Source organism: Pseudomonas sp. IT-P253 (genome assembly GCF_949768125.1).
In the GTDB taxonomy this organism is placed as follows: domain Bacteria; phylum Pseudomonadota; class Gammaproteobacteria; order Pseudomonadales; family Pseudomonadaceae; genus Aquipseudomonas.
Genome location: NZ_CATKPT010000077.1, coordinates 22,347 through 37,749 on the forward strand (window position 1 = coordinate 22,347; position 15,403 = coordinate 37,749).

15 protein-coding genes are annotated in these 15,403 nt (G+C 61.7%); 4 read left to right on the forward strand and 11 right to left on the reverse strand.

The genetic code is table 11. From position 1 onward, the window contains the following. The first annotated feature begins 83 nt into the window (after window positions 1-83). The gene (locus ACM6IR_RS25250; RefSeq protein ID WP_414910203.1) at window positions 84-1,709 is read left to right on the forward strand and encodes a methyl-accepting chemotaxis protein; all 1,626 of its coding nucleotides are present in this window, start codon (window positions 84-86) and stop codon (window positions 1,707-1,709) included. Window positions 1,710-1,843: 134 nt separating this feature from the next. Here the strand turns inward: ACM6IR_RS25250 and ACM6IR_RS25255 are convergent, their stop codons facing one another. Together ACM6IR_RS25255 and ACM6IR_RS25260 are read right to left on the reverse strand one after the other, a co-directional pair. Next, complete coding sequence (locus ACM6IR_RS25255; RefSeq protein ID WP_414910204.1) at window positions 1,844-3,148, reverse strand: ATP-binding protein; 1,305 nt, start codon at window positions 3,146-3,148, stop codon at window positions 1,844-1,846. Then, a complete protein-coding gene (locus tag ACM6IR_RS25260; protein ID WP_414910205.1) occupies window positions 3,145-3,885 on the reverse strand; it encodes a response regulator in 741 nt (246 codons plus the stop codon). Before ACM6IR_RS25260 ends, ACM6IR_RS25255 begins: the two co-directional genes overlap by 4 nt. Window positions 3,886-4,372: 487 nt before the next feature. On the opposite strand from ACM6IR_RS25260, the gene ACM6IR_RS25265 reads away from it, so the two are divergent. Then, window positions 4,373-5,599 (forward strand): cytochrome c biogenesis protein DipZ, encoded by a 1,227-nt coding sequence (locus ACM6IR_RS25265; protein ID WP_414910206.1) that lies wholly within the window; start codon window positions 4,373-4,375, stop codon window positions 5,597-5,599. A gap of 205 nt (window positions 5,600-5,804) precedes the next feature. On the opposite strand, the gene ACM6IR_RS25270 is transcribed toward ACM6IR_RS25265, so the two are convergent. After that, entirely contained in the window at window positions 5,805-6,776 is a 972-nt protein-coding gene (locus tag ACM6IR_RS25270; RefSeq protein WP_414910207.1) for an AraC family transcriptional regulator, read from the reverse strand. A 196-nt stretch (window positions 6,777-6,972) separates the two neighbouring features. On the opposite strand from ACM6IR_RS25270, the gene ACM6IR_RS25275 reads away from it, so the two are divergent. Together ACM6IR_RS25275 and ACM6IR_RS25280 are read left to right on the forward strand one after the other, a co-directional pair. Then, on the forward strand, window positions 6,973-7,242 hold the full coding sequence (locus tag ACM6IR_RS25275) for a DUF4242 domain-containing protein (RefSeq protein ID WP_414910208.1): 270 nt from the start codon (window positions 6,973-6,975) through the stop codon (window positions 7,240-7,242). A 38-nt stretch (window positions 7,243-7,280) separates the two neighbouring features. Then, window positions 7,281-8,093, forward strand: coding sequence for a class I SAM-dependent methyltransferase (locus tag ACM6IR_RS25280; protein WP_414910209.1), 813 nt, complete (start codon window positions 7,281-7,283; stop codon window positions 8,091-8,093). Between the two features lie 103 nt (window positions 8,094-8,196). Here the strand turns inward: ACM6IR_RS25280 and ACM6IR_RS25285 are convergent, their stop codons facing one another. From ACM6IR_RS25285 to hypF, 8 genes are read right to left on the reverse strand one after another with little or no spacing between them, the layout of a single operon-like run. Next, window positions 8,197-8,583 carry a DUF488 domain-containing protein gene (locus ACM6IR_RS25285; RefSeq protein WP_414910210.1) on the reverse strand — a complete coding sequence of 129 codons (387 nt, stop codon included), beginning with the start codon at window positions 8,581-8,583 and terminating at the stop codon, window positions 8,197-8,199. Between the two features lie 16 nt (window positions 8,584-8,599). After that, the gene (hypB, locus tag ACM6IR_RS25290) at window positions 8,600-9,421 is read right to left on the reverse strand and encodes a hydrogenase nickel incorporation protein HypB (RefSeq protein ID WP_414910211.1); all 822 of its coding nucleotides are present in this window, start codon (window positions 9,419-9,421) and stop codon (window positions 8,600-8,602) included. Then, entirely contained in the window at window positions 9,421-9,762 is a 342-nt protein-coding gene (hypA, locus tag ACM6IR_RS25295) for a hydrogenase maturation nickel metallochaperone HypA (RefSeq protein ID WP_414910212.1), read from the reverse strand. The genes hypB and hypA overlap by 1 nt, the downstream gene beginning before the upstream one ends. After that, a complete protein-coding gene (hypE, locus tag ACM6IR_RS25300) occupies window positions 9,762-10,859 on the reverse strand; it encodes a hydrogenase expression/formation protein HypE (protein ID WP_414910213.1) in 1,098 nt (365 codons plus the stop codon). Before hypE ends, hypA begins: the two co-directional genes overlap by 1 nt. Beyond that, a complete protein-coding gene (hypD, locus tag ACM6IR_RS25305) occupies window positions 10,856-12,025 on the reverse strand; it encodes a hydrogenase formation protein HypD (protein ID WP_414910214.1) in 1,170 nt (389 codons plus the stop codon). The genes hypE and hypD overlap by 4 nt, the downstream gene beginning before the upstream one ends. Continuing rightward, window positions 12,022-12,708 carry an SIS domain-containing protein gene (locus ACM6IR_RS25310; RefSeq protein WP_414910215.1) on the reverse strand — a complete coding sequence of 229 codons (687 nt, stop codon included), beginning with the start codon at window positions 12,706-12,708 and terminating at the stop codon, window positions 12,022-12,024. The genes hypD and ACM6IR_RS25310 overlap by 4 nt, the downstream gene beginning before the upstream one ends. A gap of 12 nt (window positions 12,709-12,720) precedes the next feature. Beyond that, window positions 12,721-12,996, reverse strand: a complete 276-nt coding sequence (locus tag ACM6IR_RS25315) for a HypC/HybG/HupF family hydrogenase formation chaperone (protein ID WP_414910216.1) — start codon at window positions 12,994-12,996, stop codon at window positions 12,721-12,723. Then, on the reverse strand, window positions 12,987-15,389 hold the full coding sequence (gene hypF, locus ACM6IR_RS25320) for a carbamoyltransferase HypF (RefSeq protein WP_414910217.1): 2,403 nt from the start codon (window positions 15,387-15,389) through the stop codon (window positions 12,987-12,989). Before hypF ends, ACM6IR_RS25315 begins: the two co-directional genes overlap by 10 nt. Between the last annotated feature and the right edge of the window lie 14 nt (window positions 15,390-15,403).

A 15,403-nucleotide genomic window follows, 5' to 3' on the forward strand; every position in this document is an offset into this window, starting at 1 on the left:
AAGCTGAATGGTGCGCGTCAATGCCGGCCACACAGCGACCACGGCAAGGATGCTCGACGCTTCAATCACCCGAGAATCATCCTATGTCACTGCGTAATCTGAACATCGCGCCTCGAGCTTTCCTGGGTTTCGTCTTTATCGCCTTGCTGGTCATCGTGCTCGGGGTGTTTGCCGTGAACCGCATGACGGTCATCCGCCAGGCCTCCATCGACATTGAAAGCAACCAACTGCCCAGCGTCGGGTTTCTGGGCAACATGACGGAAAACGTCCTGCGGATGCGCATTCTTTCGTTCCGGGTGTTGGTCAACCGTGAGCCGGCCGCGCTGCAGGACGCCCAGGCGCGTATCGGCGTGCTCGTCGACAAACTCCGTAACGCCCAGGCCAGTTACGCAGCCTTGCCCGCCCCACCGGAAGAAGCCGCGCTGTACAAGACGTTCACGGCCACGCTGGACGGCTACTTGCAAGCCCAGAACCAGATGCTGGAGCTGTCCCGACAGAACAAGCTCGATGAGATGCGCACCGTGATCAATACACAGATCAAGGACGGCACCGACCAGATGGGTGAGCAGCTCAATAAACTGGTGGCACTGAACACCGGCTATGCCAAAACCGCCTCGGCCGATGCGGGCGAGCACTACAGCAACGCGATTACCGGCATTATCGCAGTCGCGGTGCTGGCGGCCATGATGACGGTGCTACTGGCGTGGCTGTTGACCCGCAGCATCGTCACGCCGCTGAACCGTGCGCTCCAGGCCGCTGAAACCATTGCGGGTGGCAACCTGACCAAAGCCATCGAAATCGATGGCAAGGATGAACCGGCCCGTTTGCTCGGTGCCTTGTCCACCATGCAGGCCAACCTGCGCCGAACCATCGAGCAGATCGCCGGTTCCGCCACTCAACTGGGGGCTGCCGCCGAAGAACTCAGCACGGTCACAGCAGAAGCGTCCCGTGGCCTGCAACAGCAGAACAACGAAATTGAACAGGCCGCCACCGCCGTCAACGAAATGACCGCTGCCGTGGAAGAAGTCGCGCGCAATGCAGTGTCGACGTCCGAAGCCTCGAACCAATCGACCCAGGCGGCCCGTGAAGGTCGTGACCGCGTGGTGGAAACGGTCGACGCGATCCAGACCATGACCCACGACGTACAAAACACCTCGGTGATGATTGAAGGCCTGGCCGCCCAGGGGCGCGACATCGGCAAGGTATTGGACGTGATTCGCGCCATCGCCGAGCAAACCAACCTGTTGGCACTGAACGCCGCGATCGAAGCCGCTCGTGCCGGTGAGGCCGGACGTGGTTTTGCCGTGGTGGCGGATGAGGTCCGGGCGCTGGCGCATCGCACTGCGCAATCGACCCAGGAAATCGAGAAGATGGTCGCCGGCATCCAGAACGGCACAGGCGAAGCGGTTTCGTCGATGCAGCAAAGCAATCAGCGCACCCAGAGCACGCTGGAAATGGCTCGCGCTGCCGGTGTGGCGCTGGAGCAGATCACCCAGTCGATCCATTTGATCAATGAACGTAACCTGGTGATCGCCAGCGCATCGGAAGAACAGGCCCAGGTTTCCCGTGAAGTCGACCGCAACCTGGTGAACATCCGCGACCTCGCTTCCCAGTCCGCCGCCGGTGCCAACCAGACCAGCGCCGCCACGCATGAACTGTCGCGTCTGGCGGTGGATTTGAATGCGCTGGTGTCACGGTTTGTGATTTAAGCACCCTGTAGCAGCTGGCGAAGCCTGCGTTCGGCGGCGCAGCCGTCGTGAAATCAGACCACGCGGTGTATCAGGTAAACCGCGCGTTCAGGTTTTACGACGGCTGCGCCGCCGAACGCAGGCTTCGCCAGCTGCTACAGATCGTGCCTCGGCAATTTCAGTTCGGCACACAACCCGCCCCCTTCACGATTACTCAACGTCAACGACCCCCCGATCGCCAGCGCCAGCTGTTGCGCAATCGCCAGCCCCAACCCGGTCCCGCCGGTGCTGCGGTTACGCGAATTCTCCACGCGGTAGAACGGTTCCATCACATGGGCGAGTTGCTCCTGGGCAATCCCGGGCCCACGGTCCATGACTTTCACCGACAGGCTGCCGTTTTTCGTTTCCACCGACAATTCGGCAGCCCCGGCGAACTTCAATGCGTTGTCGGTCAGGTTGACCAATACCCGGCGTAACGCGTGAGGCCGGGTGTCGATCACCGCCGCGCTTTTGCCGTCCAGGCGAACGTCCTTGCCCATGTCCTGATAGTCAAACACCAGGCTGTCGAGGAACGAGTCCAGGTCGGTGCGTCGACTTTCCTCGGTGGCGCCGTGAATGCTGCGGGCATACGCCACGCCTTCGCGTACCAGGTGTTCCATTTCGCCAAGGTCGTTCCACAGTTTGTCTTTCTCGCTGGAGTCGTCCATGAACTCGGCACGCAGTTTCATGCGGGTGATCGGGGTTTGCAGGTCATGGGAAATCGCCGCCAGCAGTTGCATGCGTTCTTTCAGATACGCCGCAATGCGCGCCTGCATTGAATTGAAAGCTTTGGCGGCATGGGCAACTTCGGTCGGGCCTTTTTCGTCCAGGTGCACGGGATGGGCATTGGGGTCCAGGGTCTCGACGGCTTCGGCGAGGCGGCTGAGGGGGCGGATGGCAATTCTCACGGCGAGCCAGGAGCAGAAGATCATCAGCCCCAGCTGCCCCAGCAGCACGAAGGGCAGCCATGGCGACAACGGCACCATGGCGGGGCGGACGTCGATGGTCACCGGGCTGCCGTCCGCCAGTTTGAGATGAACCTGAAAGTGTTTTTGCTCACCGGGGATGTCGGTCACCGTCATCGGGTAATCCTTGCCGATGGCGTCTTTGATCGAGGTCACCGCGATGGGCGTATCGCTCATGGGCACGCCTGGCGAGCCTTCATCGAGCAGATAGCGGTAGTTGTGTCGTTTCAGTTGTTGCAGCCAGCTCTTGCGCTCTTCGGCTGGCAAGCGATCGAGGATGGCGATGGAGGTCGAAACGTCGGTTTCCAGATTGCCCAGCATGGTGTTTTTCGCGCTTTCGTAACGCTCGTAATACTGCGCACCGAAGGACAGCGCCTGGGCCAGGATCAGCCCGATCAGGAAAATCAGCGAGAGCCGGGAGGCGAGGGTGCGAGGCCAACGCATCGAGACGTTCATGACGGCGCACCGAGCACTTCCACCGGCAAGGAAAACACATAGCCTTCACTGCGCACGGTTTTGATGCAGGCCGGCTCACGGGCATCGTCCAGCAAGCGCTGACGCAGGCGGCTCACCAGCAAATCGATGGAGCGGTCGAACAGGTCGGCGTCGCGGCCCTGGGTCAGGTTCAGCAACTGGTCGCGACTGAGCACGCGTTGCGGGTGATCGAGAAACACACGCAGCAATCGATATTCAGCGCCACTGAGCGCGACCATCGTGCCGTCCGAGTCGAGCAAGTGCCGGGCCGAGGTGTCCAGGCGCCAGCGCCCGAACGCCAGCAGGCGACTGCTTTCAGTCACCACAAGGTTCGGCGGCAGCATCCTCGTACGGCGCAGCACCGCATTGATTCGCGCCAGCAGCTCGCGAGCGGCGAACGGCTTGACCAGGTAATCGTCGGCGCCCATTTCCAGGCCAATGATGCGGTCGGTCTCGTCATTGCGGGCAGTGAGCATCAGCACGGGCGTGGCTTTGTGTTTGCCAGCGCGCAGCTCGCGGCAAAGCAGCAGGCCATCGTCGCCGGGCATCATGATGTCGAGCACGATCAGGTCCACGGGCGTGGATTCAAGGAAGGCGCGCATTTGCCGTCCGTCTGCGACGACGGTGGTGCGCAGGCCGTTCTTCTTGAGGTAGTTGCCTACCAGTTCCCGGATCTCGCGGTCATCGTCCACGATGAGAATGTGATCGACGTGTTCCATGGGCCCTTGCCTCTGTGAGTGGGGAGTGTCGAGCAGTCTATCGAGCCTTGGCCCGCTCGCCCAAAGCCCTTTGTATTGCAGTGTATCTAGTGTGTCGACGGATACACGGGGACGCAAAAACATGAACTTTCAGGCGGTTTGTATCGCTGTGTATCGGGGGACGAGTTTGATACGTATCGATTTACACGCGCCTGTTTTCGACACAGTCGGGATACCTCACGGGCTTCTAATAGGTTCCAACGAGGCAACCCGGACGGCCTCGGCTCAATTGAACGACCTACCCATTGAAGCCTTGAGGACATCACCATGAACACTAAAGCCTGCCTGTTTGCCGCCCTCCTAAACACCACAAATCCACTATAGGAGCGAGCAACGATAACGCTTGTTTGCTGAATAAACGCGCCGCTCTCGAGCCCATCGCGAGTTCAAGCTCGCTCCTACAAAGGGCGTGCGTGGATTGCCACCCTCGTATTTCAAGGTGAACTTCATGTTCCTCATCGCTTTCCTGGGCGGCATCCTGACCGTCCTCAGCCCCTGCATCCTCCCGGTCGTGCCGTTCCTGTTCGCAGGTGTTGACCGCACGCGGTCCTCGATCGTGCTCACCCTCGGCGGCATGGTCCTGACCTTCGCCCTGATCTCCAGCCTGGCCGTGGTCAGCAGCGAGTGGGTGGTGCAAGCCAACAACACCGGTCGCCACATCGCCCTGATCGTGATGGTGCTGTTTGCCCTGTCGCTGATCTCTGCCCGGGTCGGTGACTGGCTGGCCCGTCCGTTCGTGGCGCTTGGTAATCGCCTGGACCCCGACACCCGCAAGATGTCCGGCCCCTTGAGCTCGATCATGATTGGCGTCGCCACCGGTCTGCTCTGGGCGCCGTGCGCCGGGCCGATCCTCGGCTTGATCCTCACCGGTGCGATGCTTCAAGGCGCGAACGCCCAGACCAGCCTGTTGCTGGTGGCGTACGGCCTGGGTAGCGCTGTGTCCCTTGGCAGCCTGATCTTCGCCGGTCGCGGCCTGGTCAATCGCTTGAAATCATCGATTCCGTTCACTGGCTGGCTGCGTCGTGGTGCCGGTGTTGCCGTGCTGGCCGCTGCCGTGGTGATTTCCACCGGCGTGGACAAGACACTGCTGACCGGCACGTCGTCCGAAGGCGTGAGCAGCGTCGAGAAAAGCCTGCTGGAAACCGTCCCACAAGTCGTCGATTACCTGGTCAGCAAGGTCAAGGCCGACTCGTCGATGGACAACGCCAAAGGCGCCATGCCGTCGCTGGCCGGCGCGGTCGAATGGCTCAACTCGCCCGCCCTGACCCACGACGCCCTGAAAGGCAAAGTGGTCCTGGTGGACTTCTGGACCTTCGACTGCATCAACTGCCAACACACCTTGCCGTACGTGAAGGACTGGGCGAAGAAATACCAGAAGGAGGGCTTGGTGGTGATTGGCGTCCACACCCCTGAATACGGTTTCGAACGCATCATCGACAACGTCAAGGATCAGGTGAAAAAGCTCGGCATCACCTACCCGGTGGCGATCGACAACAACTACGCGATCTGGCGCAACTTCGACAACCAATACTGGCCCGCTCACTACCTGATCGACGCCAGGGGCCAGGTGCGTTACACCCACTTCGGTGAAGGCAGCTACGACACACAGGAGAAGATGATTCAGCAGTTGTTGGACGAGGCCAAGGCCGACGCCGAAGCCCCTGCAGCCGCGTAACCATTTTTTCCTGACTTGAAAACCCTCCAGCAGCGCCCCCACCCATTTTTGTAGCAGCTGGCGCAGCCGGCGTTCGGCTGCGCAGCAGTCGTAAAATCAGAACTCGCGGTGTATCAGGAACACCACGCAAGCCAGTTTACGACTGCTTCGCAGCCGAACGCAGCCTCGCAGGCTCGGCAGCTGCTACACCGGGTTGGTGTTGCATTCACGCGTGGGGCCGAGACGTTACCTGACTGCGCCGCCACGCCGCCGGCGGTGCTCCGAACTCTCGTCGAAAGGCCCGGCTGAACGCTGTATCGGTCTGGTAGCCGACTTCTTCGGCAATGCGCATCAATGAGCTGTTGCTGCTGCGTAACAGGTTGGCTGCCAGCAACATGCGCCATTGCGTCAAATACTGCATCGGCGAACTCCCCACCAGTTGCTGAAACCGCTCCGCCAACACCGACCTTGAAGTCCCGGCGGTACGCGCCAGCTCATCCAGTGTCCAGGCGTGACAGGGTTTCTTGTGCAAGGCGTTCAGTGCGGCGCCGACGATCCGGTCGCCCACGCCCGCCAGCCAACCGGTACGGCCTTCGCCCTGTTCGTTCATATACAAGCGCAGCACTTCGATGAACAACACCTCGGCCAGCTTCGCCAACACACCTTCACCGCCGGGCCGTGGCGACCGGGCCTCAGCCAACGCGTAACGGACCGAAGACTCCAGCCAGATGCCGGCATTCGAGCCGCGCACGTTGACCCTGACCACCGCGGGCAATCCCGTCAACATCATGCCCGCCAATCGCGTATCGCACGCCAGATAGCCGCACACCAACCGCGTGACGGCACCGCCACCGCCATAACTCAACTGCCGTGGACGACGCGCCAGCACCACGTCCAGCCGTGCACCGGTCGCCGGTGCCAGGCCAGGCTCGGAGCCCATGCGATGGGCGTCCCCCTGAGGGAACACCACGACATCGCCGGCGGTCAGCAAAAGGGGGGGATCGTCACCGAGTTCGACGTAGCACTCGCCTTCGGTGATCAGGTGAAAGATCACCACCCGTTCGGCGTCGGGCTCCAGGAATGGCGCCGCCGAGTCGGCGCTGGGCGACTGATAGCACCAGGGGGCGGTGAACCTGGCGTTGATGAAAATCGCGCCGACCAGGCGGACGACGCGCAGGGTTTGAGACAGGGCGTCCATGATGATTTCCCGATTTGGCGGGGCGCTGCTGTTGATTGTGAAGCTGATTGTGAGCCTGTCATCGCGCGACGCGAAATCTCCGGACGATCGGACAGGCTTGGCCGACGATCGGGCAGGACGCCGACGTTGCCCGGCGCGATAGTTGGCATACCGGGTCACCCGACCCTGTCATCAATAACAAGAATGGGAGGTTGCCATGCCAAAGTTCATCATTGAACGCGAGATCCCGGGCGCTGGAACACTGTCAGAAAGGGATTTGAAAGCGGCTTCGCAAAAGTCCTGCAAAGTGTTGCGCGAGTTGCCAGAAGTGCAGTGGCAGCAGAGCTATGTCACCGGTGACAAACTCTATTGCGTGTACATCGCGCCGAACGAAGAGTTGATCAGGGAGCACGCCAAACAGAGCGGTTTCCCGGCCAACCGCATTTCCCAGGTTTCGGCCGTCATCGATCCGACCACGGCGGAATAAGCCGGGGCTGTTTTCCAACCCGCAACGGAGCGGAATTCATGAGTACACCCATTGATCTTACTGCCCTGAAACAGCGTCAAATGGCCGCGTGGGCCAGCGGCGATTACGCCGTGATCGGCACCACCTTACAGATTGTCGGCGAAGAACTCGCCGAAGCCTGCGACCTGCTGTGCGATGAGAACGTGCTGGATGTCGCCGCCGGCAACGGCAATGCAACGCTCGCCGCCGCACGTCGTGGCTGCCACGTCACCTCCACCGACTACGTGGCAGCGCTGCTGGAGCGCGGCGAAGACCGGGCCAGGGCCGAACACCTGGAAGTGACGTTTCAAGTGGCCGACGCCGAGGCGTTGCCCTTTGCGGATGCCAGCTTCGATGCCGTGCTGTCGACCTTTGGCGTGATGTTTGCGCCCGACCAGGACAAAGCCGCTTCGGAGTTGGCGCGAGTCTGTCGCCCTGGAGGCCGGATCGGCCTGGCCAACTGGACGCCTGAAGGCTTCGTCGGCCAGATGTTCAAGACCCTCGGCCGCCACTTGCCGCCCCCTGCAGGCGCTCAATCACCGTCCCAGTGGGGCAGCGAAGCCTGGTTGCACACGCACTTCGATGAGCGTGATTTTCTGCTCCAGGTGACACGCCGGACGTTCAACTTCCGTTATCGCTCGGCTGCGCATTTCATCGATGTGTTCCGCAACTGGTACGGTCCGGCCCACAAAGCCTTTGCAGCGCTGCCACCCGAGGGGGCCGAGGCCCTTGACACTGACCTGACCGAACTGTTGAACCGCATGAACCGTGCGGGCGCCAAGTCGCTGGTGGTGCCGAGTGAATACCTTGAAGTGGTGATCACAAGGCGTTAATTGTAGGAGCGAGCTTGCTCGCGATGGAGTGTCAGGCGAATCAGCGTTGCCTGACACTCCATCGCGAGCAAGCTCGCTCCTACAGGGGGGATGTTCGCGCTATTTAGACAACTTTGGCGCCGCGTGCTGTCAGCAGCTCGCGCAACACCGAGCGATGGCAGTGCGCTTCATCCTCGCAATAACAACCCACCGCCAGTGAGGTTTGATGGGAAAGACCGGCTAATAGATCGAGCAGTTGACTCGGCGCTGGATGGTTCATTTCTGCCTTGAATTTGCGCTTGAAGGCATCCCAGGCTTTGTCATCGGTGGCGGCTTTGGCTTCGGCCACCAGTTCCGCGCTCGGCGAAAGCAGTGGCTGCCATACATCATAAAAATCACGACTGGCGAATTCGGACTTCGGTACGCCACGCGGTGGACGCCGAACCGTGCCCAGGCGCAGGCCTTCATTGGCTGCACGGGGCGATCCGAGTCGCACGATATGGATGGGCATGGTCGATGTATTCCCCTCAACGCTCACTTGAAACCTGTCCGCGTAACCAGGCGTACCAGTCAGCCAATCCCTCACCCTGGGTGGCGGACAGCTGCAGCACTTCTATATCAGGATTTATCCGGCGTGCGAAGGCAATGCAGGCGCTCACGTCGAAATCCACGTAGGGCAACAAGTCGGTCTTGCTGATGATCATCAAGCTCGAGGCCTTGAACATGTGCGGGTATTTGAGGGGCTTGTCGGCGCCTTCGGTGACCGAGAGGATGACCACTTTGGCGCGCTCGCCGAGATCGAACAGGGCAGGGCAGACCAGGTTGCCGACGTTTTCCACCATGACCAGCGAGTTGGGCGCGGGTGCCAGTTGCTTCAACGCACCGGCCAGCATTTCGGCTTCCAGATGGCAGCCGGTTCCGGTGTTGATCTGCACCGCCGGGCAGCCGGTGGCGCGGATGCGTTCGGCGTCGAACAGGGTTTCCTGATCGCCTTCGACCACGCTGATCGCCAGGCTACTGGAGAGGTCACGCAAGGTGCGTTCCAGCAACGTGGTTTTCCCGGCGCCAGGGGAACTCATCAGGTTCAGCGCCAGAATGTTGTGAGCCTTGAGCCATTCACGATTCTGCTCGGCCAGCCGGTTGTTCTTCGCCAGAATGTCCTGCTCCAGTTGCACCGTGGTGCCGTGCACATGGGCGTGCGTCTGGACCGGTTCAGGTTCATGAACGTGGGCATGCAGGCGCACAAAGTCGCCGTGTGGCTCATGTTCGCCAACCCGTTGCAGTTTGCTGGTCGCCAGGTCGGTGATCCGAGCCCTGGCACCGTTGGAGCAACCACAGGTAGTACACATCAGGCGGCCTCCTCGATTTCCATCGACTTGATCCGTAACTGGTCACCCCCTTGTGGGCGCTCCAGGTTGGCCGAGCCGCAACGACACGTGGAAAGCCTGTCGTCCATGCGCACCTCGGCGCCACAGTCACGGCAGCGGCTTAAGCCTGGAACCCGAATAATCTCCAGGCTCGACCCCTGCAGTGAGGTGCCTTCAGTGACCACGTCGTAGCAAAAGCGCAAGGCGTCCGGCATCACGCAGGACAACGTACCAACCTCCAGCGTGACGCGTAAAACCCGCGCAGCGCCGGCGTGTTCGGCACAGGCTTCGACGATGCTCTGGGTGACGGATAACTCGTGCATCAGCAGATCCTCGGCAGTTGCTCGCCGATCAGCATGTCGACGATGCGTTCGCCGCCGAACGCGGTGTGCATGATCACGCAACCCACCGGGCTCTCACTGATCTCCCCGATGATGGCCGCATCGGCACCTGCCGGATGCGCGCGCATTGCCGTCAGTGCGAGCTCGGCGTATTCGGCCGGGATCACCGCCACCAGCTTGCCTTCGTTGGCAAAGTACAGCGGATCGAGACCGAGAATTTCCGACACGCCCTTGACCGCTTCGCGCACCGGAATGGTCGGCTCATCGAGGTTGACGCAGACGTTGGCGGCCTGGGCGAATTCGTTCAGTACCGTGGCGATCCCGCCACGGGTCGCGTCGCGCAGGCAATGCACATCAGGGCAAGCCTTGAGCAGCGTCGCGATCAAACCATGCAGCGGCTGGCAGTCGCTCTGGATCGGCACGTCCAGCGCCAGGTCATCGCGGGCGGCGAGGATCGCCACGCCATGGTCGCCGATGTAGCCATTGACCAGCACCTTGTCGCCGGGCCGGGCACGGGTGGCCGCGATGTTGACGCCCGCCGGAATCACTCCGATGCCGCTGGTGTTGATGAACAGTTTGTCCACGGCGCCGCGCTCGACTACCTTGGTGTCGCCGGTGACGATCTGCACCCCGGCCACCCTGGCGGCCTGTTGCATGGAGTCGACGATGCGCCGCAAGTCGGCCACCGCAAAGCCCTCTTCGAGGATCACCGCACAGGATAGATACAGCGCACGTGCGCCCGACACGGCGAGGTCGTTGACCGTGCCGTTGACCGCCAGGTCACCGATATTGCCGCCAGCAAAGAACAGCGGGTCGACCACATACGAATCCGTGGTAAACGCCAATCGATCTCCGTGCCCGACGAGCTCACTCAAGGTGAAACGGGCCTGGTCTTCCAGCGGTGCCAGCGACGGATTGTTGAAGGCGCCGACGAACACATCGTCGATCAGGTCGCGCATGGCTTTGCCACCGCTGCCGTGCGCCAGGGTGATGGTGTCGCCGCGCACCTTGCCGCTGCGCTGACGGATACGCGGTATCGGTTCATCGATGACGAGACTGGCAGGGCCGGGAACGGTCATGTCTGATGCTCCCGTTGTGCGTCAGCAGCTTCGCGTTTTTTCAGGATATCCACCAGGTCGATGCGCCCATAGTTGTACACCGCAGCGCAGGCACCTTCGCTGGAAACCATCAACGAGCCCAGCGGCATTTCCGGGGTGCAGGCGGTGCCGAATACTTTGCATTGCCACGGCTTGATCACACCCTTGAGCACTTCGCCGCACTGGCAGGATTTAGGGTCGGCGATCTTCAGGTTCGGAATCGGGTATTTGCATTCGGCGTCGAAGCGCGCATAGGCGTCGCGCAACTTGACCCCTGAATGATCGATCGACCCCAGGCCACGCCACTCGAAGAACTCACGCAACTGAAAGACCTTTTGCACCGCCGCCAGGGCGGCATTGTTGCCGGCCTCGGGGACCACGCGCTGGTACTGGTTTTCCACCTCGCATCGGCCCTCGGCCAGTTGTTTGACCACCATCCACAGTGACTGGAGGATATCCAGCGGTTCGAAACCGGAAATCACCACCGGTTTCCTGTAGTGACGGGCGATGAACTCATAGGGCTCGCTGCCGATCACCATGCTCACGTGGCCGGGGCCGAGGAAACCGTCGAGGGTCAGTTCCGGCGAATCGAGAATCGCCTTGATCGTCGGGATGATGGTGATGTGGTTGCAGAACACTGAGAAGTTGCGCAGGTCCTCTGCTTCGGCGCGCAGGATGGTCAGGGCCGTGGACGGCATGGTGGTTTCGAAACCGAGGGCGAAGAACACCACCTCCCGCGTCGGGTTGTCGCGCGCGAGTTTCAGTGCGTCCATTGGCGAGTAGACCAACCGCACGTCAGCCCCTTCGGCCTTGGCTTGCAGCAGGCTTTTGCGTGAACCGGGCACGCGCATGGCGTCGCCGAAGGTGGCAAAAATGATGTTCGGGTGCTGCGCCAGGGCTACGCAGTCATCCACCCGGCCCATGGGCAACACGCACACCGGGCAGCCTGGGCCGTGCACCAGTTCGATGGTGTCGGGCAGCATCTGCTCGATGCCATATTTGAAGATCGAGTGGGTGTGCCCGCCGCAGACTTCCATGAGCTGCAACGGCCGTTGCCGGCACAGCGCAATTCGCTGCACCAGCTTCTCGATCTGCTTCACCAGCACCCGGGCTTTGACTGGATCGCGGAATTCGTCGACGAATTTCATGCTCGCGTCTCCAGGCCACCGCGGTCGTCGGCGAGCAGGGTATGCACCAGGTCCCAAAGGATGTGATAGGTGGCGACGTGCACTTCCTGAATCCGGTGGATGCTGTCCGTGGGCACCACCAGGCAATGATCGACGTCCGCCGAGCGGGCCATTGCGCCACCGTCGCTGCCGGCCAGACCCATCGTGGTCAGGCCCATTTCATGCGCCTTGGCATAGGCCTTGAGTAGATTGCCGGAGTTGCCGCTGGTGGAAAAACCCACCAGTCCATCCCCCGGTCGACCCAGGGCAATGACCTGACGGACGAAGATATGATCGAAGCCGACATCGTTGCCGACGGCGGTCATCATCGCCTGGTCTGCCGCCAGGTTCGTCGCCGTCAAGGCTGGGCGGCCCGCAGTGATGGGGTGCAGGAACTCCACTGCGAAATGCGCGGCGTCGCAGGAAGAACCGCCGTTGCCCATCGACAACATGCGTCCGCCTCGCCGGTACACCTCTGCAATGGCCCGCGCCATCGCGACGATGGCTTCGGCGTTCTCGGCAAAGAAGCGCAGCTTGACCTCGACACTGTGGGCGGCTTTTTGTCGAACGGATTCCAACAGCGCCTTATCGACGGCGCCACTCTCTTGCTTGTCACCGTGCAAGAACGGGTACAACCCACGCAGTGGACTATCACCTTCAGACATGGCCGTGCCTCGCTATCGTGAGTCCTGCATCCATTGCATTTCCTCGGTCATTTCACCGAGCGCCTGCAGCAGTTCGAGGGTCTTCAATGCCTCGTGTTCGTCGATCCGGCTCATGGCAAAACCGACGTGGACCAACACCCATTCACCGACGCAATCAGCATGGGTACGGCCGTCACCGACCACGCACGAGATGTTGATCGCACGGTGGATGCCGCCGATTTCCACCGTGGCCGTATCAGTCGCCGCGTCAACGATCTCGACGATTTGCCCGGGAATGCCTACGCACATGGTGGTCGCTCCTCTTGTGGGTGGAGCGATTGCGCTGCGGCGACAACGGCCTGACCCAGGCTTAAGCCGCCATCGTTCGCGGGCACTTGGCCGTGGCGCAGCACTTGCAGACCCTGGGCTTCCAGGCATCGGATCAGTTCGGTGGCGAGTATCGTGTTCTGGAACACGCCGCCCGAGAGGGCAATACGGCTGCCCCACAGATCGCCATGTTGCTGGCGCAGGTGCTCGATCATCTGTGCCACGGCGTGCGCCAGGCCGATATGGAAGCGCGCCGCGATCACGCCGGGCGGTACACTGGCGCGCAAGTCCTCCAGCAGGGATCGCCACATTGACTGTGGTTCCAGACGCGGCAGTCCGCCGGCTAACACGATTGCGAACGGATAGCCCTGGTCGAGGGCGTTGCGATCGACGATGGCTTCCAGCTCGATGGCCGCCTGGCCTTCGTAGCTGACGGTCTGGCACACTCCGATCAGCGCCGAGACGGCATCGAACAATCTTCCGCAGGAACTGGTTCTGGGGCTGTTGAAGCCGGATTCGAGCATGCCGTTCAAGGTTGCCAGTGGTTTGTTTGCCAGCGTCCGGAAGTACGACAGATCGCCGAACTCGTCGGTCAATGTGTACCACGCCGCCATCCGTCGCAGGTGGGCATAGGTCATGCGCCAGGGTTGCTCGATGGCGGCCTCGCCACCGGGCATGGCAACGGTCGACAGGCTGGCCAGGCGTCGATAGCCGCGATAATCGGCGAGCAGGAACTCACCGCCCCACAGGCTGCCGTCAGCGCCGTAACCGGTACCGTCCAGGGCAACGCCGAGCACCGGCGGCGCGTTCAGCGCTATGCCGTTGTCGGCCATGCACGCGGCGATGTGGGCGTGATGATGCTGCACTTCGATCAGCTCCAGGCTTGCAGCAGCGGCCCAATCCCGACCGAAACGGCTCGGCAGATAGTCAGGATGGCAGTCGATGACCAGCACCTCTGGATGATGGTCAAACAACTGTCTGTACAGCGTCAGGGTTTGACCGTACGCCGCATTCGTGCCGGGATGGGCCAGATTGCCCAAGTGCTGGGACAGGATCGCCTGACCGTCCTTGATCAGGCAGAAGGTGTTTTTCAGCTCGCCGCCCAGGGCCAGAATCGCCGGGGCATTTTGAAACCCGGCGGGCAGGCGCAGCGGTGTCGGCGCATAACCACGGGCGCGGCGCAGCAGGGAAGGGGCGTCGGCCACTTGCCGGACCACCGAGTCGTCCAGCCGATTGACGATGTCCCGATCATGCAGCAACAGTGCGTCAGCGATACCTGCCAGCTGTTTACGGGCCTCATCGTTGTCGATGCACTGGGGTTCGTCGCTGCGGTTGCCGCTGGTGAGCACGATCGGTGCGTCCAGGCCCGCCATCAGCAAATGATGCAGGGGGGAATAAGGCAGCATGAAGCCGTAGCAGCGCTGCCGGGGAGCAACGCTTTCGGCCAGTTGCTGCGGGCCTTGGATATCGAGCAGCACAATCGGTGCCGCCGGGCTATGCAGCATTGAGGTGTCGGCCAGGGTCAGGTTGCAGTAACGGCGGATCATCGACTCATCCCGAGCCATCAACGCGAAGGGTTTGTGCTCGCGGCGCTTGCGTTGGCGCAGCTGCTGCACCGCGTCGGCATTCGACGCGTTGCAGGCCAGGTGCACGCCGCCGATGCCTTTGATGGCGACGATATGCCCGGCCTTGAGCAAGCGTTGAGTGGCCTCGATCGGATCACCGCGGCAATCGACTGCCGAACCGTTTGCCGCTTCAAGCCAGAGCTTCGGCCCGCAGACCGGGCAGGCATTGGGTTGAGCATGGAAACGTCGGTCCGCTGGATTCTCATATTCGCGCAGGCAGTCGGGGCATTGGGCAAACGCGCCCATGCTGGTGTTGCCGCGATCATAGGGAATGGCGCGGACAATCGACATGCGCGGGCCGCAATGGGTGCAGTTGGTAAAGGCGTAGCGGTAACGGCGATTGGCGGGATCGAACACTTCGCTCAGGCACGTTGCGCAGGTCGTGGCGTCGGCGACAATGCCGGTATGCACCTGGCCGCCGGCGCTTTTGACGATGCGAAAATCGGTTACCGGTGACCCACCGCGCAGTGCCGTTGATTCCAGTGAATCGATCCGTGCCAGCGGCGGTGCTTCATCGCGCAAACGCTGTAAAAACCGCTCCCGTGCAGCGCGCTCACCCCAGATGCGGATCAGCACCCCTTCGGCATCGTTGCAAACGTCGCCCACCAGCGCGCAATCGCGCGCCAGCCGCCACACCGTGGGTCTGAAACCGACGCCTTGGACCAGTCCGCGGACACGGATCGCTTCGCCACTCAGAGACGTGCCCCGGGTGTTTTGCACAATCTGATCAAGCCGTTTGGATGTGCGCATTACCGTCTCCCAGG